Source organism: Streptomyces sp. NRRL S-1813, assembly GCF_000719605.1.
GTDB lineage: Bacteria > Actinomycetota > Actinomycetes > Streptomycetales > Streptomycetaceae > Streptomyces > Streptomyces decoyicus.
Genome location: NZ_JOHB01000051.1, coordinates 15,412 through 36,630, shown reverse-complemented (window position 1 = coordinate 36,630; position 21,219 = coordinate 15,412). Strand labels below are relative to the sequence as shown.

The following is a 21,219-nucleotide window of genomic DNA, read 5'->3' as shown; positions in this document are numbered from 1 at the left end:
GTCGGTGGGCAGTTCCAACTGCTCGGGGAGTCCTGCCAGAGTGCTGCGCCAGTAGTCGATCTGGCGGGAGATGACACTGTCCGGGTCGCTCTCGTCGCCCAGCACCTCGCGCTGCCAGAGGGTGTAGTCGGCGTACTGGACCGGCAGCGGCTCCCACTGCGGAGCGGCACCGTCACAGCGGGCGGTGTAAGCCGCTGACAGGTCGCGGATGAAAGGGTCCGTCGACCAGCCGTCACTGGCGATGTGATGGGTCAGGACGAGCAGTACGTGTTCAACCGGTGATGCCTCGAACAGCCATATCTTCAGCGGGAGTTCAGCCGAGAGGGCGAAGACGTGCGCGGCCGCTTCCTCGATCGCCGCGTCCATGCCGTCGGGGGCGGTTGCGACGACCTCGATCACGGGGCGGGCGGCGTCCCCCGTCAGCACCCGCTGGTACGGGAGACCGTCGGTCTCGGGAAAGACGGTGCGCAGACTCTCGTGGCGGTCCACCAGATCGGCCATCGCCGCGCGCAGTGCGTCGGTGTCCAGCGCCCCGGACATACGCAGGGCCATCGGCAGGTTGTACGTCGCGCTGGGCCCCTCCAGCTGGTGCAGGAACCACAGCCGTCGCTGCGCGAACGACAGCGGCACCTGCACCGAACGTGGTGCGGATGCGGCTGACGAGGCGGGTGGCGAGGAGGGAGTGTCCGCCGAGGTCGAAGAAGTTGTCGTCGATCCCGACGCGGTCCACGCCGAGGATCTGGGCGAAGAACCCGCACAGGATCTCCTCCCGCGGATTGCGCGGCCGGCGCGAGGTGGGCGCGGCGGGCAGTTCCGGCGCCGGGAGGGCCTTGCGGTCCACCTTGCCGTTCGGGTTGAGCGGGAACGAGCCGAGCTGGATGAAGGCGGAGGGGACCATGTACGCGGGCAGCGCCTGTGCCGCCCGCTCCCGCAGACCGGCCACATCCAGCCGCTCGTCCCCGTCGACCGGAACGACATAGGCGACGATCCGCTGGTCGCCGGGCCGGTCCTCGCGGACGATGACCACGCACTGGGCCACGCCCGAGTCCGCGACGACCACGGACTCGATCTCGCCGAGTTCGATGCGGTAGCCGCGAACCTTGACCTGGAAGTCGACCCGGCCCAGGTAGTCCAGCTGCCCGTCCGCCCGCCACTTCGCGAGGTCGCCCGTGCGGTACATGCGCTCACCCGGAGCACCGAACGGGCTCGCCACGAAGCGCCCGGCGGTCAGTCCGGGCTGGTTGAGGTATCCCCGGCCCAGTCCGTGACCGGTGATGTAGAGCTCCCCCGGCGTACCCACCGGGACAGGGCACAGCGCGGAGTCCAGGACATGCATGTGCATATTGCCGATCGGCCGCCCGATCGGTGCGGCCCCCTCGCCGGTGACGTCCGCGAGGGTGGACCAGACGGTCGTCTCCGTCGGGCCGTAGAGGTTGGTGACGCTCTCGGCGAGCTCGGTCATCCTGCGCGACAGAGCGGGCGGCATGGCTTCCGCGCCGACGAGGATCCGCAGACCGCGCAGGGCGTCGGGGTACTGGGAGACCAGGCCCTGCCAGAGGGAGGGGGTCGCCTGCATGACGGTCACGCCGGACGTGGTGAGCAGTTCGGCCAGCTGCGCGGCGTCGCGGACCTGCTCGGAGGTGGCGATGACCACCGACGCGCCCGAGATCAGCGGCAGGTACAGGTCCAGGCCCGCGATGTCGAAGGCGACCGTCGCCACGGCGAGGAGCCGGTCCGAGGGCTGCGGCGCGATGGAGTCCTTCATCGCGGCCAGGAAGTTGACCAGGCTTCCCGTCGAGATCACCACACCCTTGGGACGCCCGGTGGACCCCGAGGTGTAGATGGCATACGCGGGGTGGCCGAGCGAACGGCTCCCGGGCCGCTCGCCGTCCGTCAGGTCGGTGCCCGGCAGGGCCTCGACGGCGGCCCGTTCCGTCGCGTCGTCGGTGACCAGGAGGCGGTCGGCATCGACGGGCAGGTTCTGCACGGTGCTCGCCGCCGCGAGCACACAGACGGGGCGCGCGTCGGAAAGGATGTGGCCGATGCGGTCGGCCGGGTGCTCGGGATCGACGGGCAGATAGGCCGCACCGGTCTTCACGACGGCCAGCAGGGCGACCGGCAGCTCCACCGTCCGCGGCAGGGCCACCGCCACATAGTCCTCGGGCCCGACACCGCGGGCCAGCAGCCGGCGCGCCAGCCGGTTCGCCCGGGAGTTCAGCTCCGCGTACGACAGACGCACCGTGCCGCAGATCACCGCCTCGGCGTCCGGCGTCAACGCGACCTGGGCCTCGAAGAGTTCCCGCAGACTCGTCGCGGGCACCTCACGTGCCGTGTCGTTCCACTCGGCCGGCACGCGCAGGAGCTCAGCCGTGTCCACGGGAGGAAGCTGCCCGCCCGGCAGATCTGAACCGTGCATCGATGCTTCAGCCATGCCGCTGACTCCTAGTGCAGTGCGTGATGAGGCCATGGGCGTGTGTGAGGAACGGGCCCGCGAACTGGTGACCCGGCGCGGCACGAAAGGCACTCGCCACGTCGCAAGCCCCGCGTATGACGCCAGTCTGCGAAGGTAAGTGGCTCAGCTTTCGTCTCGTTATCGCTGGCGCTTCACGGTTCGGGGCCCCGAAAACGGCCTGCCGTGCGGTTTAGACGAGCGATACGCGGCCGATACCTCCGGCCCCTAAGCTTCCGCGCATGCCTCACTCTTCTGGCTCGCTCCCCACGCGGTGGCTGCGTACGTTCCAGCCGGTGGCCTCACCCCGGCTGCGGCTGGTCTGTTTCCCGCACGCCGGCGGCTCGGCGAGTTTCTTCCGCACCTGGCCCCAGCAGTTCCCGGCCGACTGGGAGGTGAGCGCGGTGCGTTATCCGGGCCGTGAGGAGCGCATCGCCGAACCCTGCCTCACGAGCATGGCGGAGCTGGCCGGCGGGATTGCCGACGGGCTGGCACCCCATATGACGCCCCACACCGTCTTCTTCGGTCACAGCATGGGGGCCTCCGTGGCCCATGAGGTCGCGGCCCTGCTCGCCGCACGCGGGGTGGCAGGTCCGGCGGCGCTCCTCGTCTCCGGCCGGGCCGCCCCCCATCGCCTGCGCCGCCTCAGCACGGGCGACCTCACGGACGAGGATCTGCTGGCCACGGTCACCCGGCTCGGCGGCCCGGGGGCCGAGGTTCTGGGGGACCCCGAGCTGCGCGACCTGGTGCTGCCGCCGATCCGTGCGGACTACGGGCTGCTCGAAGCGTATGTGGCGGGTCCCAAGGCTCCTGCCGTGGACCTTCCCGTCGTCGCCTACTTCGGGACCGACGACCCCGGTCCCACCCCCGACGACGTCCGGGCGTGGTCCGAGCTGACCTCGGTGCGCTGCGAGGCGCGCGCGTTCCCCGGCGGTCACTTCTACCTCGTCCCCCACGAAGCCGAGCTGGTCCGCGACATCCGAGAGCGATTCTCCGTCCTCGCGTCAGGGGTCTGACGCCGGCCCGGTCGGTCCTCGACGCCCGGCGTGCCCGGCACCGAGCAGAGTCATGTACAGCTGAACAAAGGAATGAGAAACGTGTACCGGACCATGATGAAGTCGAAGATCCACCGGGCCACCGTGACCCAGGCGGATCTGCACTACGTGGGCTCTCTCACGGTGAGTGCGGACCTCATGGAAGCTGCCGACCTCCTCCCCGGCGAGAAGGTGGACATCGTCGACATAGACAACGGCGCACGCCTGTCCACCTACGTCATCGAAGGCCCCCGGGACTCCGGGATCATCGGCATCAACGGTGCCGCGGCGCGGCTCATCAGCCCCGGCGATCTCGTGATCATCATCGCGTACGCGGCGGTGAACGACGAGGAGGCCCGTGAGCTCCGGCCGCGGGTGGTCTTCGTCGACGGTGAGAACAAGGTCATGAGCCTCGGCGGCGATCCCGCCGAGGTGCCCGCGGGCTCCGGCCTCAAGCGGGGGGACGTCGTCTCCCGGTAGCGTCGCCCTCTCACCGCCCGCGCCCCCGCCGCCGGTGATCCAGAAGAAGGGCCAGAGCGCCCAGGGCCAGCAGGCCGCGGGGCACACCGCGCCTTTCGCCGCCCTGGGCGGCTCCCCGGTGGGTGCGGCTCGTCTGGAAGGAGAGCCGGCGGTTGGACACGTCGTCGCCCAGGGCGCGGAGCTGCTGACCGGCGGAGCCGCCGCCCAGGAGGGCTTCCAGGGCGGTCCTCGCGCCCTGTTGCCAGGAGGCGGCTTCGGCGACGAGCTGGACCATGATGCCGGGCACCTCCTTCTGGAAGACCTTGGCCAGCGCCAGCTCCGGTGCCAGACAGCGGACCGAACCCTCAAGGTTGGCGAAGGACTTGCCGAGGATCGACACGGCCGGGCTGGAGGCGATACCGCGTCGGCTCGCCTTCTGCAGGACGGAGGTGAGGGTGACGCCGAAGTCGAGTTCGTCCAGTGAGGCGGAGGCGATTTTGGGCACCAGGGCGGCCATGTCGGAGCGGAAGCCGGGGATGTCGGACCAGGGGGTGGCGCGCCCCATCTCGGTCCACGCCGTGGCCAGCCCGTGGCCGTCGTTCTGGGCGACGCACATCAGGACCAGCAGGAGGCTCATGCTGGTGCGCTGGTCGATGCGGCCGACCATGCCCCAGTCGATGAGGGTGGCGGGCCCGCCGGGCACGGCGAAGACATTGCCGGGGTGCGGGTCGGCGTGGAAGAACCGGTCGATGAAGTACCCGCGGTACATGAAGGCGAGCAGCTCACGGCCCATCTCCGTACGCTCCCGCTCGGAGAAGTCCGCCTGGTCGATACGGCGTACCGAGGTGCCCGGCGCCATGGCCTGCACCAGCACCCGCGGCTTGGCGACGATCACTTTGGGGACGGCCAGCGAGCGGAACGGGCGGATGGACTCGCGCGCGACATCCATATTGTTCGCCTCGCCGGTGAAGTCCAGTTCGGGCTCCATGGAGTCGAAGACGATGCTGAGCATGGACTCCACGTCCACGACGGAACTGAAGCGGGGCGCCCCGCGGGTGACCAGCCGGGCGGCCCGGCGCAGCATCGCCATGTCCGCCAGTACGTCCTCGCGGATACCGGGGCGCTGGAGTTTGACGACGCCCTGCCGTCCGCCGGCCAGCGTCACCCGGTGGACCTGTGCCAGGGACGCGGCGCCCAGCGGACGTTCGGTGTCGATGTCGTCGAAGCGGAGTTTCCAGTCCGGCCCCAGGTCACGCTCCAGCACGGGCTCGAACACACAGAAGGGCTGCACCGCCACTTCGTCGTGCAGGTTCTGGAGTTCGGCGATCATGGAGGGTGGGACCATGTCGGGACGGGTCGAGAGGATCTGCCCGATCTTCACGTAGAACGGGCCGAGGCTCTCCAGCGCGCTGCGGACGGCCCGCGCCCGCCGCTGTTCGGGGTCCGTCCCGTCGGCATGCCGCCCGGACCGACGGGTCTCGTCGGCCACGAGCTGGCCCAGCACCTTGGCCACCACGCGTACGCGGGCACCGACAATGCGCGCCACTCGTTGGGACCTGCCTTTCCTCGCTGCGCTGTCTGTATGAAGTCGCCGGTCATCATTCGGCAAGCCCGGGAGCCCCCGGCCGGCCGTGCGGCGGCCGGCCGGGGGTGATGCGGCCGTCAGCCGGCCCCTACGCCCGCGCCTTCGGCATCTTCGGCACCAAGCCCTGGACGCTCTCCAGCACCCCGGTGAGGGTGGCGATCAGCTCACTCAACTGCGCGATCTGCTGCGGAAGTTGAGCCAGCCCGCCGGCCATGTCCGCCGCGCCGCCGACCGCGTTGGAGACCTGTCCGGCCGCGGCCATCGGGTTCAGGCCGCCCGCCACCTGGCCGAGACCGGCGACGGGGTTGGGCAGCCCGCCCCCGGCCAACAGCCCCAGGGCGGCGGCCGGATTGCCGGCCGCGCCGAGGGCCGCGAGCGGGTTGTTGCCCGCGAGGGCCAGAGCCGCGAGCGGGTTGCCCCCTCCGCTGTTCTTCTTTCCGCTCTTGCCCGAGCCGGTGAGGCCCTGCACCGCCGCAAGAGTGCTCAGCGAGCGGAGCGCTTCGGCCGGCAGGCCCGCGAGGGCCTGGAGCGGCAGATTGGCCAGGCCGAGGTCCGAGTCCTTGTCATCGTCGTCGCGGTCCAGGAACTCGTCGAACGCCTTCTTCGTGTCATCGGCAATGTCACCGATGAAGTCCTTGAACGTGTCACTGGTGCCCATGAGCGCAGTCTCCTTGGACTTGGAGGGGACGGGCACCCGGAACCGGGGCCCGCTGATGCCGCTTTCACGGCAGCTTCGTGGCACCGCCCGGCTCAGCCGGCGGCGTGGTGCGGTACGGGGTGTCTGCCGCGTCCGTGCAGCAGCAGCCCGGCCGATTCGGGGTGGTGGCTGCACCAGGCCACCCGGCCGGTCAGCAGGGTGTGATCCCACTCCTCCCGGGTCGCCTCGAGGGTGCAGACGATCCGCACCGGCGCCGAGACGATCAGCGGCTGGCCCAGATGAAAGGTGTGCGGGACACCTTCGAACCGCTGCTGGGGAGGGCCGGTGGCGAACTGCTCGACGAGATGACGCTGCTCCCAGCCCAGGACGTTGACCCCGAAAGCGCCGCTCCGGCGGATCCACGGCAGCGTCTGCCCCGACGAGGTCAGCGAGACCACCAGCGCCGGCGGGCTCAGGGACAGGGAGAGCAGGGCGCTGACCGTGACCCCGACGGGCCCCGCCGGGGTGTGCGTCGTCACCACGGACACACATGACGGCACATGAGCCATCGCCGCGCGGTAGACGTCCGCCATCGGGGCCTGCTGCCGGGCGGTGTGAGGCGGTGCTGTCACAGGTTTCCTCCTCCTTGGCTGCGCGGGCGTACGGACGCCCCTCAGCCGGTGGCGGTCTTCTCGCGCAGGGTCCGGCTCGCCGAGTCCAGATGACGCGCCAGGTCGCGGTAGGACTCCAGGACCCCCGTTTCGACGTACGCGATCCCCCGCTCACGGCAGAAGTCCCTGACGATGGGGCAGGCCCGGCGCAGTGCGGAGCGCGGCATGCCCGGGAACAGGTGATGCTCGATCTGGTAGTTCAGCCCGCCGTGGAAGAAGTCGCCCAGCAGCCCGGTCGGCAGCGTCCTGGCGGTGAGCACCTGCCGCTCCAGCCAGCTCCACTCCCCGCCGGTGCGGGTGGGCAGCCCCTTGTGGTTCACGGCGAAGCCCAGGCCGAGGAGGTAGCCCAGCAGACCCTGGTGCACCGCGAGGAAGAGCAACGCGGCCGGCAGCGGCAGCAGCGTCAGGACGGCCCCGAGGTAGAGCGTCACATGCGCCAGCAGCAGTCCGCCCTCCAGCCACGGGCGGCGGATCGCCCGACGGCGCAGCGCGATGAGTCCGGCGAGGCGCAGCACCACCGCTTCCAGGCCCAGCAGGGGGAAGAAGAGGTACCGCTGGTTCCTGGCGAGGAAGTGTGCCAGGCCGGACCGCTGCTCGGCCTGTTCGGGAGCGAAGACCGCCACCCGGCGCAGAATGTCCGGGTCCAGCTCCAGATGGTTGGGGTGGTTGTGGTGCCGGTTGTGATGCTGCACCCACCAGCCGAAGCAGACCCCCAGCGCGAGGTTGGCATGCACCAGGCCGAGCGCCTGGATGGTCCGGCGGTGACGGGAGATCTGCCGGTGTCCGGCGTCGTGCACCAGGAAGGCGAGCTGCTCGCACCAGACGGCGAGCCAGCCCGCGACGAGAACGACCTGCCACCACTGGCGCTCGCACAGGGCCAGGGCGGCCCAGCCGAGGCCGTTCAACAGCCAGATCAGGGTGATCCGGCCGGCGTAGCGGGCCCGGCGGGGCTGCATCAGACCCGCGTCGTGGACGCGCCGGGACAGTTCGCGGAAGTCCTCGTCCCGGTCCGTCTCCCGGCTCCGCGCCGCGTCGTCGTCCCGCAACGCACCGTTGATTCGGGGCCCTTCGCCGTCCCCGGCCGGGAGCGGGGCCGGTACGCCGTGCCCTGCCGTCGTGCTCACCGGCCCAGCCCCATGTATGCGAGCCGCGATTCCTGGGTCCGGCGGGCCCACTCGAGGGCGGTCCGCATCCGCTCCTCGGCAGTGGTGTCGACGAGCCGGCGGCCGGGCCATGCCTCGTAGTCGCCCACCAGCGCGCGGTGTTGCTCCATCCCCTGCTGGAACAGTTCCTCCCTGCGGTACGTCATCTCCTGCACCGGCAGTCCGGCCCACAGCTGTTCCCCCCGTCCCAGCAGCGCGGCGATGCGCGCCGTGTCCCCGGGGCAGCGGTGCAGATGACGGCGGACGATGGTGGAGCCCACCGAGAGGTGCCGGATCTCGTCGATGCCCGCCGCCCGCTCGATCTCGGCGGCCGGGGCGTCGAGCGGCCGCCACTTGCGTTCGCTCAGCTCCGCGGTGGGGGCGAGGACCCCCTCGACCAGCACGGTGAGGGTGACGACCCCGCCGATGTAGTCGCCCTCGCGCTCCAGGACGGACAGTCCGAAGCGCTCCAGCGGGTCCAGGACCGCCTCGCGGTCGGCCCCGGCGAGCTTCTCCATCGTGTCGGCCAACTCATCCTGCTCGACGCCGAGTTCACGCAGATGACCGCGGAAGGCATAGGCGTGCCGCGCCTCGTCCATCAGTTGTGTGGTGAAGAAGTCCATCTCGGCGACGTCCGGAGCGTGGGCGATGAGGAAGGAGATGGCACGGGCCGCCTTCTCCTCCGCCATCGAACGGAACGCCATCTCCTGCATGACCGCCTGGCGCAGCGGCCCTTCGACGAGCATGTGCTCCGGTACGGCCACGCCGCGGGACCGGCCCATGGGGTCGCCGCGCAGGGTGCCCTGCGGCACCGCGTTCAGCCAGTAGGGGATATCGCAGCCCTCCGGCGTCAGCTCGCTGGTGAGTGCTCCGTCCAGCAGGTCGGGAGCCTGATCGTGATCCGCTTCGCGAGGGACGGTGTCGGGTGCCACGCTCAACATCTCGGTTCCTCTTTCACTGGTGTCGCTGTTCGGCGGGCTGAGGGAATGAGCTGGGAAAGGGGCGGTGGAAGCAGGCGGAACGGGCGGGGGAGCAGGCAGGCAAGGGCGGCGAGGGCCCATCAGACGGTCCTGGTCAGGCGCAGCAGATTCCACACGGCGGCCACGCTCACGCCGTTCTGGAACGCCAGGTACTCGGGCTCGATGTGCTGCGGACGCCACTTGAGCTTGAAGGATTCCTGGGCCGCCGCGGGGTAGAGCGCCTGCCCCCGGCTGCCCAGCAGCTCCAGCATGCGGCGCAGGACCGTGCTGGACGGCCCGGGGCCCTGCAACGGATCCCCGAACTGGACGAACGGGGTGAAGCCGAGGTGCAGCCAGCCGCAGCTCTCCTCCTGGAACTGCTGGAGGCCGGTGGCGAAGAGAAGATCGACGGTCCCGGGAGGCGCCTCGGGCGACCGGCGCGTCAGGTCGTACAGCCAGCCCGTGCGTGCCCCGAAGACGGGCGAGTAGGAGACATAGCCCACCGTCCGCCCCTCGTGGACGGCGGTGAAGAGCCGCCGGTAGGGCCTGCCGGGGCCGCCCCGCTCCCCGATGAGGAAGTCCAGCTCCTTGACGTGCCGTCCCTTGGCGCGGAGCCAGGCGGCGTCGACGTGGTCGAGGGCGGCGGCCCGGGCCGGATCGTCCGCCTCGCCCGGCGGGACCTCCCGGACCACCACGCCCTCGCGCCGTGCCCGGTTCACCATGTTGCGGACCTTGACCATGCGCTGGCCCCGGAGGCTGTAGTCCGCCAGCGCGATGCTGAAGGACGCACCGAGCTGGTTGACGACGAAGCCGTGGTCGGCGTGGAGCAGCGCGTCGTCCCGGGAGAGCTGCACGGCGCCCACCCGTCGTCGCTCGCCCCGCGCCCGTTCCAGCAGTGCCACGAGAACGCGCTCGCGGTCGCCGTACGCGCAGACCGGGCCGCACAGCTCGAACAGATGCCGGCGTCCGCTCTCCCGGTAGGCGGCGAATCCGTCGAGGCCGTCGGGGGCCATCCTGCGGACACCGGAGTTCATGGTCAGGAAGGCGCTGCTGTGCCGGCCGTGACGGCGCAGCACGTCCACCGCCTCGTCGTCACCGAGGGCGGCCGGGGCGGTCACCGCACGGCCTCGCTCGGATGCGGCACCGCGCCGCTGCGTGGCCCTGGCGCGGCCGGCGGAGCGTCGGGGCCGGGGCCGGGCGGAGCGACGGCGTACCAGGGCACGGTCGCGAAGTCCCGGAGCGCGGCGCCCACCGCCGGATGCGGGACGGGCTCGAACGAAACCGTGAAGGACTTCACGAAGTTGCCGAACAGGCCCCGGTCCCCGCACAGATGGATGGGGATCACGAGCAGCGCCCACTCGGGGCCCACGGTCCAGATCCAGCCCGCCACGACCAGCCCCTGGAAGCCGAGGCTGTGCATCACGTTGTAGAGCACGTAGTAGGCCCGGTGGATCCGGCCGTCGCCGCTGCGCCGGAAGGCGACGGCCCCGGGCAGATAGCCGATGACGTCGATGTACGCGAAGAGGACCACCGCGACCCACCAGCGGACCGCGCCGAGATGGGCCACGAAGAACCCGCCCGCCACGACGAGCCCGAGGAGGTACTCCAGCCTCAACAGCCGGTAGGTGGTGGGCGTCTGGCACAGATTGTGGGTGTCCATGCCTCAGCTCCGGCCCGCGGCGACCGGCACGGCGTCGGCAGGCCGGACGCCGGTGAACCAGCCCGCCAGCGCCCGCGCCACGTTCTCCTTGAGGACCCGCTCGGCCGCCGGATCGAGAAGCTGAGCGAGGCTGACCACGCCGAAGTCGAAGCAGGTCACGAAGCGGATCTCGCACCCCGACGGGACGTCCCGCAGGTGCCAACTCCCCTCGAAATGGAGGAAGTCGCCGTCCTCCTGCACGAAGTCGATCCGGAAGTTCTCCCTGTCGATGCGGTCCCGTTCGCTCCAGCGGAGCGTCCCGCTGCGGAACTGGACCTCCCAGCGGCTCACGGACTCGCCCGGACGCTCCGGGTCCGGCGTGACGACCACCGACCGCACGTCGGGGGCATGGGCGGGGAAGCCGGACAGGTCGGCCAGGGCGTCGAGCACCTCGGCCGGGGACTGGTCGACGAGCAGGGTCAACTCGGCACAGCGCATGAGCGACTCTCTTCTTTCCAGGCGTTCCGACGGCTCTCGGAGAGCGCCGTGCAGGCTTGTTCGAAGGTGGTGAGCAGGATGTCCACGTCCCGGTCCGTGAGGACGGCGGGCGGGGTGAACCTCAGCACCGCGTGCGAGTTCAGCGAGTGGTTGGCGATCACCCCGCGGGAGATCAGCTCCAGCAGGAGTTCGGCCGTCAGGCCCGGTTCGGCCAGCTCGACCCCGATCAGCAGACCGGCGCCGCGCACCTCGACCAGCAGCTCCCCGAGGCACTCGGCCGCGATCTGCCGGATACGGGGCAGCAGATGACTGCCCAGCGCCTTCGCCCGGGAGACCAGGCCCTCCTCCTCGATACAGGCGATGGCGGCCTCGGCCGCCGCCATCGCCACCGGAGCCGCGGAGAACGTGGAGGTGTGCACGAAGGGGTCGCTGCCGAACGGCTGGAAGACCTCCTGGCGCGCCACCATGGCGGAGACGGGGATGACCCCACCGGACAGCGCCTTGCCGACCAGCAGCATGTCGGGGACGACCCCCTCGCGGTCCGCCCCCCACCAGGTACCGAGGCGCCCGAGTCCGGTCTGCACCTCGTCGAGCACCAGCAGCGCACCGTGGGCCCGGCAGGAGGCCGCGACCTCCGAGAGGTAGCCCGGGGGAGGGAGGTGCACCCCGGCCTCCGCCTGCACCGGCTCGACGATCACACATGCGGTGTCGGCCGGCCCCTGCGCCAGTTCCTGTTCGAGCGCGGCGGCGTCCCCGTACGGAAGATGACGGACCCCGGGCAGCAACGGGAGGAACGGCTCGCGGTACATCGGGTTGCCGGTGGCCGACAGTGCGCCCATCGTCTTGCCGTGGTAGCCCCCGTGCGTGGCCAGCACCCTGGTTCTGCCGTGGCAGCGTGCCAGCTTCAGCGCGGCCTCGACGGCCTCCGCACCGGACCCGGCGAAGTGGACATGATCCAGACCGGGCGGGGTGACGGCGGCGAGTGCCTCGGCGGCCGCCCCCGCGCGCGGCTCCAGCAGCATCCGGGTGGCCACGGGGTGGGTCGCGATCTGCTCCGTGACCGCCCGCACCACCCGCGGATGCCGGGCGCCCGTCAGCAGCACGCCGTAGCCGCCGCAGTTGAGCAGGGCCCGCCCGTCCGTGGTGAACACCCACGCTCCCGACGAGCTGCTCTCCACCAGCCCGCCGAAGAGTTCACCCAAAGTCGCCCGTGCGGGGCTCAGATGGGCGCGGTAGCGGGCGGTCACCGCGGCCTTGGTCTTCTCGGGGGACGGATCGGGGTCGCCGGGGGGTCTCGGCTGCCGTCCGGGTACCGGCGGCGGGGTTTTCGTGTGCCCGCGCGTCCGGGCAGGGGGCGAGGTCATAGGGGCTCCAGGAGGAAGCGGAACGGTTCGGGCCGAGGGCGGACAGCTCAGGGCATGACGAACGGCCGGCCGGCGAAGTAGGCGTCCATGGAGGCCGCCGTACTCGTGCGCGACGGCGGGTGGAAGGCCAGCGCTCGACCCGCCGCCAACCGGTAGGCGACATCGGGTGAGTTGATGAAGGCCATACCGCCGAGGAGTTCGGCGGAGCGGCCCGACAGATCACTCACCGCGTCCTGGACGGCGTAGCGCACCGTCAGCGCGTCGGCGAGTGCACCCGTACCGGACTCACCGCTCTCCAGGCGCAGCGCGACGGTATCGAGCTGGAGCAGAGCCGAACGCAGACCGGCGCCCAGGGCGGCCCGGTCCGAGGTGCTGCCGCGCGACCGGCGGAAGACCTCCTCGACCAGCGAAGCCGCCAGGCCCGCATAGACGCTGGAGATGATCAGCTGGAACCAGATCAGTCCGGTGCTGGTGAGCCGTTCGGCGTCGGCGGGGTCGTCCCCCAGCCGCAACAGCTCCTCCGGGCCGCACGGGACCTCGTCGAAGCGCACTTCGTCGCTCTCCGCCCCGGCCAGCGCGGGGGTGTCCCAGAAGGAGTGCACGCTGATGCCCTCGGCCGTCGCGGGGATCAGCACGATCGCGGTCTCGGGTTCCTCCCCGTCCTCCGCCGCCAGCCGTACGCTCGCCGTGATCAGGTCCATGGACCGCGAGAGGCTGCACGGCTTCTTCGACCCGGTGACCCGGTAACGACCGTCCTCGGCCTTGCGCGCCGCCATCGTCGGCGTCAGCACACCCTGCCCCGAGGTGCCCTCCGCGAACGCGGACGCCACCAGCAGCCGTTCACCGGCCACCGCACCGAGCAGCACCGGGACCAACGGGTTCACACTCTCCGGCACGGCCCGCAGCGTGGCGACGGAGAAGCCGTGCATCGCCACCGCCGCGCCGAGCGAGGGGGAGTACGACGAGAGGGCTGCCATCGTCCGTACCGCGTCCCGGGGGCCGGCTCCGGCTCCGCCGTGCTCGGTGGGGATCAGCAGCCCGGCGCCGCCGTACTTCCGGAACAGCTCGATCGCGGGACTGCCCGGCCGCTCCAGCTCCTGGAGCGGGATTCCCGACAGCGCCGGGCACAGCCCCGGCAGCAGGCGGTCGCAGTGGGACCGTGCCTCGTCCAGCATCCTCATGAAGCGCTCCTGTCGGTGCAGTCGGTGCAGTCGGTGCATTCGGTGCAGTCGGTGGTGGCGGGGGAGCCGAACACCGCGTCGCGCGGGTTCACGCCGTGGGCGACGCTCACGCCCTGCAACCGGGACGTCCGCAGCGGCGGATAGTTGGCCTCCCCGTAGACCCCGCCCGTCAGGCCGGTCCCGCCGTGGGTGGGCAGACAGGGGAGGAAGCCGACGTGGGAGTCGTTGACCTTGAGCAGCCCTCCGTTGCGTACGTCGCGGACGAACCGGTCGATGACCCGGCGCTCCCGCGCCCACACCGAGTTCCGCAGCCCGTAGGCGTTCTCGTTGAGGAACGCGATCATCCGGCCGAGGACGTGCTCGTCGTCGCCGGGCTCGGCCACCACCACCGGGAGGAGCGGGAAGAAGGTCTCCTCCCGTACGGCATCGACCAGGCGCGCACCGGCCAGGCCGTCCACCCGCAGGACGGTCGGCTGGAGGAAGGGGCCGTTGTCGCTGACGGTTCCGTCGATCTCGATGCGATGTCCGCCCCGCAGGACCTGGGCCCCCGCACCGACCGCCTGATCGAGGAAGGCGAAGAACTTCTCGCTGCGCACCACGGGGGAGAGCAGCGTCTTTGGGTCGTCGGGGTAGCCGGGCCGCAGCGCGTCCACGGCCTCGCCGAGCCTGCGCAGCAGCTCATCCGCGATATCGGGGTGCACCACCGCGTAGTTGGGGACCATGCAGATCTGTCCGGAGCCGAGGAAGCACTCGGTCAGCGCCTGTACGGCACGGTCGAGGTGGGCGTCGCGCCAGACGGCGACACCGTCGTTGCCGGCGAGTTCGAGGATCGGCTTCTTGCCCTGGGCGACACACTTCGCCTCCAGGCGGAGCCCGAAGTCGGAGGGGCCGATGTAGAAGATGTCGGCGACCGCCGGGTCGTGCAGCCAGGACTCCAGGACCTCCTGCGGGGCGGCGCAGAAGAAGTTCAGCGTCCCGGGGGGTGCGCCGGCCTCTTCGAGCGCGGGCACCAGGATCTCCCGCAGGACGTACATCGCTCCCAGCGGGGCGCTGCGCGGGACCCGGACCACCAGGGTGTTGCCGGCGAGCATCGCGGCGGCCGCCAGCAGCACGCTCGACAGCGGCGCGTTCTGCGGCGGGTTGGCACAGACGACGCCGTCCGGCTGGCGACGGACCAGCATCCTGCGGGGTCCCTGCGAGAACTCCATGTGCAGCTGACCGGCGTAGAACTGGAGGTTCTCCTCGGAGTATCCGCCGAGAAGCCCCGCGAACTGCCACTCCGCAAGGACGCGTGGATGCTGCTCCTGGATCAGCACCTCGATGATCTCCGACCGGTGGGCCTCCAGCCGGCGGCGCACGGCCCGGCCGAGCGCGAAGACCCGCGTACGGGCGGGTGCGGCCGCCCACTGCGGAAATGCCTCGGCCGCCGCTTTCACCGCCGCCCGGGCGGTCTCGCTGTCGGCCACCGAGCAGCGGGCGAGCACATTCGGATTTCCCGGATCCCCCTTGCCGCGTTCCAGTGCCCTTTTCGCCCGCAGAGTGGCGAATACGTCATTGAGCATGGCCCGCGCGCTCATGCAGTAGACGCCATTGTCGGAGGGCACATCGACTCCGCCGACAAATGAGTGATACTCGCGCGGAGCGGCTTGCCGCACCGCTCTTTCGACGGGGGCGATTTCGCCCTCCCCGCCATCCGGAAAACCGGTGCAAAAGGATTCCTTGACCGAGTCTTCCACCTGGAGATGATTCATCCCGAGGGAACTCCTTTCCGGTCGTCCGGCAGGACGATCAGTACGTCACTTTCGCATTCCGGTGACCAGGAGCATGCTGAGTTCCTCGCCCCCCTGGAGCAGGTTGCGGAAAGCCCCCATCCGCTCCACGACATAAGGCAGACTCCAGAGATCGGCCACTTCGGTGGCCCAGCCGTGGCCGCCCCACCAGTTCCCGGAATCCCGCAGCCGCCACGGCCATGGCGTCCCCGCCGCGGCCATGTCCTCCAGCCACGGCCGCATGAACGAGGACTGGGCGGTATCGGCGTTCAGGCATTCGGCGCCCAGGCTGCTGCCCGGCGCGGAGAGCCCGGACGCGGTGGTCACGATCGCCTCCACCACCTCGGGTTCGAAGTAGTAGAGGAGCCCTTCGCACAGCCACGCCGCGGGCTCCGCCGGATCGAATCCGGCCTCAAGGAGGGCATCTGACCAGGAGCCTTGCAGATCGGCCCCGACGGCGATGCGCTCACCCGCCGCAGGAGTACAGCCCGCCAGCACCTCCTCCTTGAAGGCATGCACCGCCGGCAGGTCCACCTCGTACAGCCGCGTCCCCGCCGGCCAGTCGAGCCGGAAGGCCCGTGTGTCGAGGCCGGCCCCCAGCAGGACCACCTGCCGGCACCCCGACCCGACGCCGGCCCTCAAGTGGTCGTCGAAGAACCGCGTACGGACCGCCAGCCATTCGGGCAGCAGCACCTGAAATGCCCCCGCCCCCGGCGGGCCATGGAACCCACCGGCCGCCGCCACGAAATTCCCGGCCCACGGGTCGCTGAACAATGCGTTCTGCTTACGGGATTCGCTCGCCCGCATTTCCGCGGTCCACAAGGCGGTCTCGGAAACTCCGACGAGCTCGATTTCACGCTCCTGCGTCACCGGGAATCTCCTTCCCTGCGCACGCTCGGCCTGACGGCGAAAAGCATCGATGAAGAGCCTGTACTGGTCCATGTCGACCAATTCAAGAAGGCATCCTTTCGTGCGGCGTACGGCATGCGGCATGGCAACGTCATACGCCAAACGGCCTAACTGGAAAGGATCCTACGGTGAATGAACTGCCCGATAGCAAGGCTGGTCTGACAAAGGACCCGGACGGATGAATAGTACGACCGCGAAACCGTGAAACGCGGGCGGCGGTTTCCGGCCACCGATTTCCATTTCCTGTACGTTTCCCTGGCGTTTCCCAAAGGCCGGCGCCCGCGCGATGTGGCCACTACCCGTCGAAGAACGGGGCCGGTATATCGGGCCTCTCACACCCCCGAGTGGTCGGGTACAGGACACCGGCGGGGCCGGCCTGGCGCCCCGCCGCCTCGGCTTGAGCCACCCGCCGCGCCCCCGCATGTCGGCAAGAATGAGCTCCTCGAAGGCCGGTCCGCCGCCCACCCCTCCAACGCGTCCTTCCTCGGCGTCTCCCGCCACGAAGTCGGCAACAGCGGCTCACTGACGTCGAGTTGCCGGGGGTGTGCGCGTCGCCGACCGGGTCCTTTTCGGGACGTCCATGCGGCGTTCCGGACGTGAAGTCGCCGTCAGGGATGCCGTATGCCGGCTTCGCGGAGCGCGGCGCTTGGCTGAGCGGAGCGTGCAGCGACGGCCGCGCCGTAGTGGGGTGCGCCCCAACTGATGGGCTATTACGGAGTGTTGCCTCGGCGACGGCCTGCGAACGGGAGCGCCACGCGAATCCGCAGCCGGGTAGGCAGCTGTGTATTCCGAGCTGCTCGAAGGGCGGGGGCGTTCTCGTCCCCGTGGGCGGTGTTTCGCCCGCCGGAAGTCGGCCGCTCCGCCCCTGGCTCTGCCTCTGCCTCGGTCCGAAAACAGAAATCGACGGTGCGGGCTCCCCGCCGCCGCTCTCCGTTTTGGAAAGAGACCCCCGGGCAACAGAGCACTGTCGGGATGACCGGCACACGGAAACGGCTCCCCTTGTCCCCTCCCCTTTGCCATCGGAAGGAACAGGCCGGGGTGAAGCCTGCCGCCGCATCGCATGGTGCATCGCACTGAAGGGATATCGCATGAGTGCCAATGTCTGGGGATACCTTCCCGACTCCGGGTACAGGGCGGGCACGGTCCTTGTGGGGTATAGCGTCGAAGCCATTGACGGGAGTATCGGCAAGGTCGACAAGCATTCGGATGAGGTGGATTCCGCACACCTCGTCGTCGGCACCGGGCCCTGGATCCTCGGCCGCCGCGTCGTCCTGCCGGCCGGCACCGTGACCGGTATCGACCAGGAGGAGGAGAAGGTCTACGTCGGCCGCACCCGGCAGGAGATCAAGGACGCGCCCGCCTTCGAGAGCGGCGAGCACGAGGGCAGTGCTGACTACTTCCACCAGGTCGGGGCATATTTCGGTGGATTTCCCCGCGTGTGATTCAGGCTCGGCACCCGAGGGGCCGGTCGCTTCCGGGGGGTCGGCCGGCCCGGGGCGTCCGTCTGCGCGGCGTCGGGACACATGGGGCGTGAAGCCGCGGATCCGGGGAAGCAGTCAAAGCACCTTCTCGTGGAAGTAACCTTCTACGCGGCCTGCCGAGCGGGTTGCAGAGGAGCTCCAGGGCGTGCAGAGGGATCAGGCGGTGAGGTGAGAGACGTGATGGGCACGCAGCAGGTCCAGGTGAACAAAGCAGCGGACGCGCGGGCCCTTGTCCATGAGCTGCTGGACGCGCACCGTCCGCGGATCGAGGAACGCTCCGTCATTGACGCCGTGCTGGTCACCTCGGAATTGGTCACCAATGCCCAGCGTCACGGAGGCGGACTTTCCGGATTCTCCGCCCGGATCGCGGCCGGTCTCCTGGAAGTGACCGTCGCCGATCACAGCCCCCATCAGCCCGCCACGGCCGCCGGACGGGAAAAATTCGCGGTCGGCGGATATGGGTGGCCGATGGTTCAGGAACTCACCGCCTGCGTGGTCATTGTCCCCACCGCGGGCGGCAAGGCCATTACCGTTACCGTTCCTCTCGCATTCGACCGCGTGGCCGCCTGATGCCCGCGCCGGCATGACAACGCCGTATGACAACTCCGGGCACTTCACCCTGTCGACAGCGTGCCGCCCCGTATAGCCATGCCCGCTGTGGCGCCCGCAAAGGGGCCTGAGAGTATTGCCGTCCTGCCGTGCGAGAGAAGCGCCCCGGCCGGTGATGCCCGCCTGCGGGCGGACAAGGGATGCGGCGCCGCCAGGACGGCTCGAGCGCATTGAGGTGGAAGTGTGTGATGCGGGGAGTACCTGTGAGGGCAGCCGAGGCACGCAACTTTGTGCACGACTTGCTGCACGGGACCGGCAGCCAGGTCGATGACCTGGCCCTCGTCGATGCCCTCCTGGTGACCACGGAGCTGGTCACCAACGCCCAGCGGCACGGGGGCGGGCTCACCGGGTTCACCGCGCAGATCGTCGAGGGGTGTCTGGAAGTGGCGGTCGAGGACGCAAGCGAGCGTCGCCCCACCACAGTCCCTCGGAACCCCGACGCCACGGGCGGCTACGGCTGGCCCCTGATACAACGGCTCGCCCGCACCGTCGACATCACCATGACCCTGACCGGCAAAACCATCCGTGTGACGTTGCCCCTCTGCACTGCCGGCCCGTCCCTGTCGCCATGAGCCGCGGAGTCGCGGCGGCCACCTGAACTCGGCGGCGCGCTCCCCGCCATGCCGAAGCGTCTCGACTCATGAACCTGCTCCGCCGGGGCATACGCGAGGTCAGCAGGTTTTCCCACCAGAAGGCGAGGGTGATCATGGGTATCGGCGGATGCATCGGGCTTATTGCGGTGGGCGCCATTTTGACGTTCGCGGTGGACTGGCAGCTGTCCAGCGTCAATCTCGACGTGGTCGGGCTCATCATGATGGCCGTCGGAGTGATCGGCCTGGCGGCCTATGTGAGCATCCTCAAGCGCCGCCGTGTCCAGCCGCCGGCTCCCGGGGCTCCGGTGGTCGACGTCGAGGAGACGCGTACCTACCGGTGAATGACGCGCCGGCCGGCTGTCTCCCCATTGCCGAACACGGGCTGATCGGTGATCTGCGCACGGCCGCGCTGGTCGGGACCGATGGCCGGATCAACTGGTTCTGCGCCCCGCGCTTCGACTCACCCAGCATTTTCGGATCGCTGCTCGATGCGCGGAACGGCGGGCACTGGCACCTCAGCCCGGTCGGGGATGTGGCCAAACGACAGCAGTACTACTTTCCCGACACCAACATCCTCATGACGCGGATGCTGACCGACAACGGCATTGTCGAGATCCAGGACTTCATGCCGATACGGGCAGAAGGAGACCGTCATCACCGGCAACGTCTGGTCCGGCGGGTCGTCAGCGTACGGGGCGGCGCACGCCTCCGAACGGTCATCGCCCCGCGGATGAACTACGGCCGGGACCCGCACAAAGTGGAATCCCAGCCGCACGGTGTGCGGTTCACCAGCGAGGCACTGGAACTCTCGCTCCAGGCCAGCGTGACCCTGCGGGCCGATGGTCAGGACGCCGTCGGTGAATTCGACCTGACAGAGGGCCAGTCGGTGCTCTTCGCGCTGGAGTCCACCGCACCGTCCTGTGCCGAGCCGTCCGTCGATCTGGTCGATGCGGAGGCCGCCGAGGAGCTGTTCCGTTCCACCGTACGGTTCTGGCGCGAGTGGCTGAGCCAGTCCACCTACACCGGCCGCTGGCGCGAAATGGTGCACCGCTCGGCGCTGACCCTCAAACTGCTGACCCATGAGCCCACGGGCGCCATTGTCGCCGCACCGACCATGGGACTCCCCGAACAACTCGGCGGTGAACGGAATTGGGACTATCGCTACGTCTGGATTCGCGACGCGGCCTTTTCCCTCCACGCTCTGCTGCGCCTGGGCTTCACCCGCGAGGCGCAGGCCTTCATCAGCTGGCTGACCGACTGTCTTCCCGGTGCACATGACGGTGACCGCGGCCCGCTGCGGGTGCTGTACTCCATCGACGGCCATGACGAGCTGCCCGAGCAGATCCTCGACCACTGGGAGGGCTACCGGCGGTCCGCCCCGGTCCGGGTGGGGAATGGCGCCGCCGACCAGCTCCAGCTCGACATCTACGGCGAACTCTTCGACTCCATCTACCTGTTCAACAAACACGGCGCCGGCATTTCGCACGAGAGCTGGAGAGACCTGTGCGCCATTCTCGACTGGCTCCTGGAGCACTGGGACAGCCCTGACGCGGGCATCTGGGAGACCCGTGGCGGTCAGCAGCGCCACACCTATTCGCGGGTGATGTGCTGGGTCGCGGTGGAGCGCATGATCAGAATGGCCCGCCAACGCGGTCTGCCGGGTGATCTGGGCCGCTGGATGGCGGAACGCGACAGGATCTATCACCAGATCATGGACCAAGGCTGGAGCGCACAGGACCAGACCTTTGTCCAACGCCTCAGCGGCGACGCGGAGCAGCCCCCGGAGAGCATTCTGGATGCCTCGCTCCTGGTGCTGCCGATGGTCAAGTTCTTGTCGCCGGAGGATCCGAGATTCCGCTCCACCGTGAAGGCGATCGGCGAGAATCTCGTCACGGACAGCCTGGTATTCCGCTACGACCCGAAAGTGTCTCCCGACGGCCTGGACGGCACCGAGGGGACCTTTTCGATCTGCTCGTTCTGGTGGGTCGAGGCACTTGCCCGCACCGGCCAGGTCGATGAGGCCAGGGTGGCACTGGAGAAGATGTTCACCTACGCCAACCACCTCGGTCTGTATGCGGAGCAGATAGGGATGACCGGCGAACATCTGGGAAATTTCCCGCAGGCGTTCACCCATCTCGCGCTGATCAGTGCGGCCACAAGCCTGGACGGTTTCATGGGCTGAGCCTTCGGCCTCCGCCGTACCGCCACAACAGGGAAACACCCCTCGCTGCCGGCGGAAT

At 69.8% G+C, this 21,219-nt stretch carries 19 protein-coding genes and 1 pseudogene; 7 read left to right on the top strand and 13 right to left on the bottom strand.

All coding sequences use genetic code 11. The features are described from left to right. Positions 1–2,368, bottom strand: a pseudogene (locus IF67_RS0136745) (amino acid adenylation domain-containing protein); the annotation flags it as partial. Positions 2,369–2,691: 323 nt separating this feature from the next. On the opposite strand from IF67_RS0136745, the gene IF67_RS0136740 reads away from it, so the two are divergent. Together IF67_RS0136740 and panD are read left to right on the top strand one after the other, a co-directional pair. Further along, positions 2,692–3,465: a thioesterase II family protein gene (locus tag IF67_RS0136740; protein ID WP_037840300.1), complete on the top strand. Its 774-nt coding sequence runs from the start codon at positions 2,692–2,694 to the stop codon at positions 3,463–3,465. A gap of 81 nt (positions 3,466–3,546) precedes the next feature. Next, positions 3,547–3,963 carry an aspartate 1-decarboxylase gene (gene panD, locus IF67_RS0136735; protein WP_030993149.1) on the top strand — a complete coding sequence of 139 codons (417 nt, stop codon included), beginning with the start codon at positions 3,547–3,549 and terminating at the stop codon, positions 3,961–3,963. A 10-nt stretch (positions 3,964–3,973) separates the two neighbouring features. Here the strand turns inward: panD and IF67_RS0136730 are convergent, their stop codons facing one another. The 12 genes from IF67_RS0136730 to IF67_RS0136675 form a co-directional block, all read right to left on the bottom strand. Further along, a complete protein-coding gene (locus tag IF67_RS0136730) occupies positions 3,974–5,488 on the bottom strand; it encodes an ABC1 kinase family protein (protein WP_030993147.1) in 1,515 nt (504 codons plus the stop codon). A gap of 127 nt (positions 5,489–5,615) precedes the next feature. Further along, positions 5,616–6,185 carry a hypothetical protein gene (locus IF67_RS0136725; protein ID WP_051819026.1) on the bottom strand — a complete coding sequence of 190 codons (570 nt, stop codon included), beginning with the start codon at positions 6,183–6,185 and terminating at the stop codon, positions 5,616–5,618. A gap of 92 nt (positions 6,186–6,277) precedes the next feature. Further along, positions 6,278–6,796, bottom strand: coding sequence for a flavin reductase family protein (locus IF67_RS39900; RefSeq protein WP_051819024.1), 519 nt, complete (start codon positions 6,794–6,796; stop codon positions 6,278–6,280). 41 nt (positions 6,797–6,837) lie between these two features. After that, entirely contained in the window at positions 6,838–7,959 is a 1,122-nt protein-coding gene (locus IF67_RS0136715) for an acyl-CoA desaturase (protein WP_234341596.1), read from the bottom strand. Then, a complete protein-coding gene (locus tag IF67_RS0136710) occupies positions 7,956–8,918 on the bottom strand; it encodes a hypothetical protein (RefSeq protein ID WP_030993138.1) in 963 nt (320 codons plus the stop codon). Before IF67_RS0136710 ends, IF67_RS0136715 begins: the two co-directional genes overlap by 4 nt. A 119-nt stretch (positions 8,919–9,037) precedes the next feature. Then, complete coding sequence (locus tag IF67_RS0136705; RefSeq protein WP_051819023.1) at positions 9,038–10,054, bottom strand: DUF2156 domain-containing protein; 1,017 nt, start codon at positions 10,052–10,054, stop codon at positions 9,038–9,040. Beyond that, complete coding sequence (locus tag IF67_RS0136700) at positions 10,051–10,596, bottom strand: hypothetical protein (RefSeq protein WP_078889864.1); 546 nt, start codon at positions 10,594–10,596, stop codon at positions 10,051–10,053. The genes IF67_RS0136705 and IF67_RS0136700 overlap by 4 nt, the downstream gene beginning before the upstream one ends. A gap of 3 nt (positions 10,597–10,599) precedes the next feature. Then, on the bottom strand, positions 10,600–11,073 hold the full coding sequence (locus tag IF67_RS0136695) for a type II toxin-antitoxin system RatA family toxin (protein WP_030993132.1): 474 nt from the start codon (positions 11,071–11,073) through the stop codon (positions 10,600–10,602). After that, positions 11,055–12,437, bottom strand: a complete 1,383-nt coding sequence (locus IF67_RS0136690; protein ID WP_078889863.1) for an aspartate aminotransferase family protein — start codon at positions 12,435–12,437, stop codon at positions 11,055–11,057. The genes IF67_RS0136695 and IF67_RS0136690 overlap by 19 nt, the downstream gene beginning before the upstream one ends. Positions 12,438–12,484: 47 nt before the next feature. Further along, on the bottom strand, positions 12,485–13,618 hold the full coding sequence (locus tag IF67_RS0136685; protein ID WP_030993130.1) for an acyl-CoA dehydrogenase family protein: 1,134 nt from the start codon (positions 13,616–13,618) through the stop codon (positions 12,485–12,487). Next, positions 13,615–15,222 carry an aldehyde dehydrogenase family protein gene (locus IF67_RS0136680; RefSeq protein WP_324608906.1) on the bottom strand — a complete coding sequence of 536 codons (1,608 nt, stop codon included), beginning with the start codon at positions 15,220–15,222 and terminating at the stop codon, positions 13,615–13,617. Before IF67_RS0136680 ends, IF67_RS0136685 begins: the two co-directional genes overlap by 4 nt. Positions 15,223–15,414: 192 nt before the next feature. Continuing rightward, on the bottom strand, positions 15,415–16,257 hold the full coding sequence (locus IF67_RS0136675) for an SAM-dependent methyltransferase (protein WP_051819030.1): 843 nt from the start codon (positions 16,255–16,257) through the stop codon (positions 15,415–15,417). Between the two features lie 1,127 nt (positions 16,258–17,384). Here IF67_RS0136675 and IF67_RS0136670 point away from each other — a divergent pair. From IF67_RS0136670 to IF67_RS0136650, 5 genes are all read left to right on the top strand, one after another. Then, entirely contained in the window at positions 17,385–17,738 is a 354-nt protein-coding gene (locus IF67_RS0136670; RefSeq protein ID WP_030993127.1) for a hypothetical protein, read from the top strand. 219 nt (positions 17,739–17,957) lie between these two features. Next, the gene (locus IF67_RS39895; protein WP_051819021.1) at positions 17,958–18,347 is read left to right on the top strand and encodes an ATP-binding protein; all 390 of its coding nucleotides are present in this window, start codon (positions 17,958–17,960) and stop codon (positions 18,345–18,347) included. 242 nt (positions 18,348–18,589) lie between these two features. Beyond that, positions 18,590–18,958, top strand: a complete 369-nt coding sequence (locus tag IF67_RS0136660; RefSeq protein WP_234341594.1) for an ATP-binding protein — start codon at positions 18,590–18,592, stop codon at positions 18,956–18,958. Between the two features lie 134 nt (positions 18,959–19,092). Beyond that, positions 19,093–19,320: a DUF6458 family protein gene (locus IF67_RS0136655; protein WP_030076910.1), complete on the top strand. Its 228-nt coding sequence runs from the start codon at positions 19,093–19,095 to the stop codon at positions 19,318–19,320. Next, positions 19,317–21,161, top strand: a complete 1,845-nt coding sequence (locus IF67_RS0136650; RefSeq protein WP_030993123.1) for a glycoside hydrolase family 15 protein — start codon at positions 19,317–19,319, stop codon at positions 21,159–21,161. The genes IF67_RS0136655 and IF67_RS0136650 overlap by 4 nt, the downstream gene beginning before the upstream one ends. The last annotated feature ends 58 nt before the right edge of the window (positions 21,162–21,219 follow it).

Excerpts from the sequence above, each read along its gene's own strand:
- IF67_RS39895 (WP_051819021.1), top strand. The coding sequence starts at position 17,958 with ATGGGCACGCAGCAGGTCCAGGTGAACAAAGCAGCGGACGCGCGGGCC.
- IF67_RS0136725 (WP_051819026.1), bottom strand. The coding sequence starts at position 6,185 with ATGGGCACCAGTGACACGTTCAAGGACTTCATCGGTGACATTGCCGAT.
- IF67_RS0136655 (WP_030076910.1), top strand. The coding sequence starts at position 19,093 with ATGGGTATCGGCGGATGCATCGGGCTTATTGCGGTGGGCGCCATTTTG.
- IF67_RS0136700 (WP_078889864.1), bottom strand. The coding sequence starts at position 10,596 with ATGGACACCCACAATCTGTGCCAGACGCCCACCACCTACCGGCTGTTG.
- IF67_RS0136685 (WP_030993130.1), bottom strand. The coding sequence starts at position 13,618 with ATGAGGATGCTGGACGAGGCACGGTCCCACTGCGACCGCCTGCTGCCG.
- IF67_RS0136710 (WP_030993138.1), bottom strand. The coding sequence starts at position 8,918 with ATGTTGAGCGTGGCACCCGACACCGTCCCTCGCGAAGCGGATCACGAT.
- IF67_RS0136690 (WP_078889863.1), bottom strand. The coding sequence starts at position 12,437 with ATGACCTCGCCCCCTGCCCGGACGCGCGGGCACACGAAAACCCCGCCG.
- IF67_RS0136695 (WP_030993132.1), bottom strand. The coding sequence starts at position 11,073 with ATGCGCTGTGCCGAGTTGACCCTGCTCGTCGACCAGTCCCCGGCCGAG.
- IF67_RS0136670 (WP_030993127.1), top strand. The coding sequence starts at position 17,385 with ATGAGTGCCAATGTCTGGGGATACCTTCCCGACTCCGGGTACAGGGCG.
- IF67_RS0136740 (WP_037840300.1), top strand. The coding sequence starts at position 2,692 with ATGCCTCACTCTTCTGGCTCGCTCCCCACGCGGTGGCTGCGTACGTTC.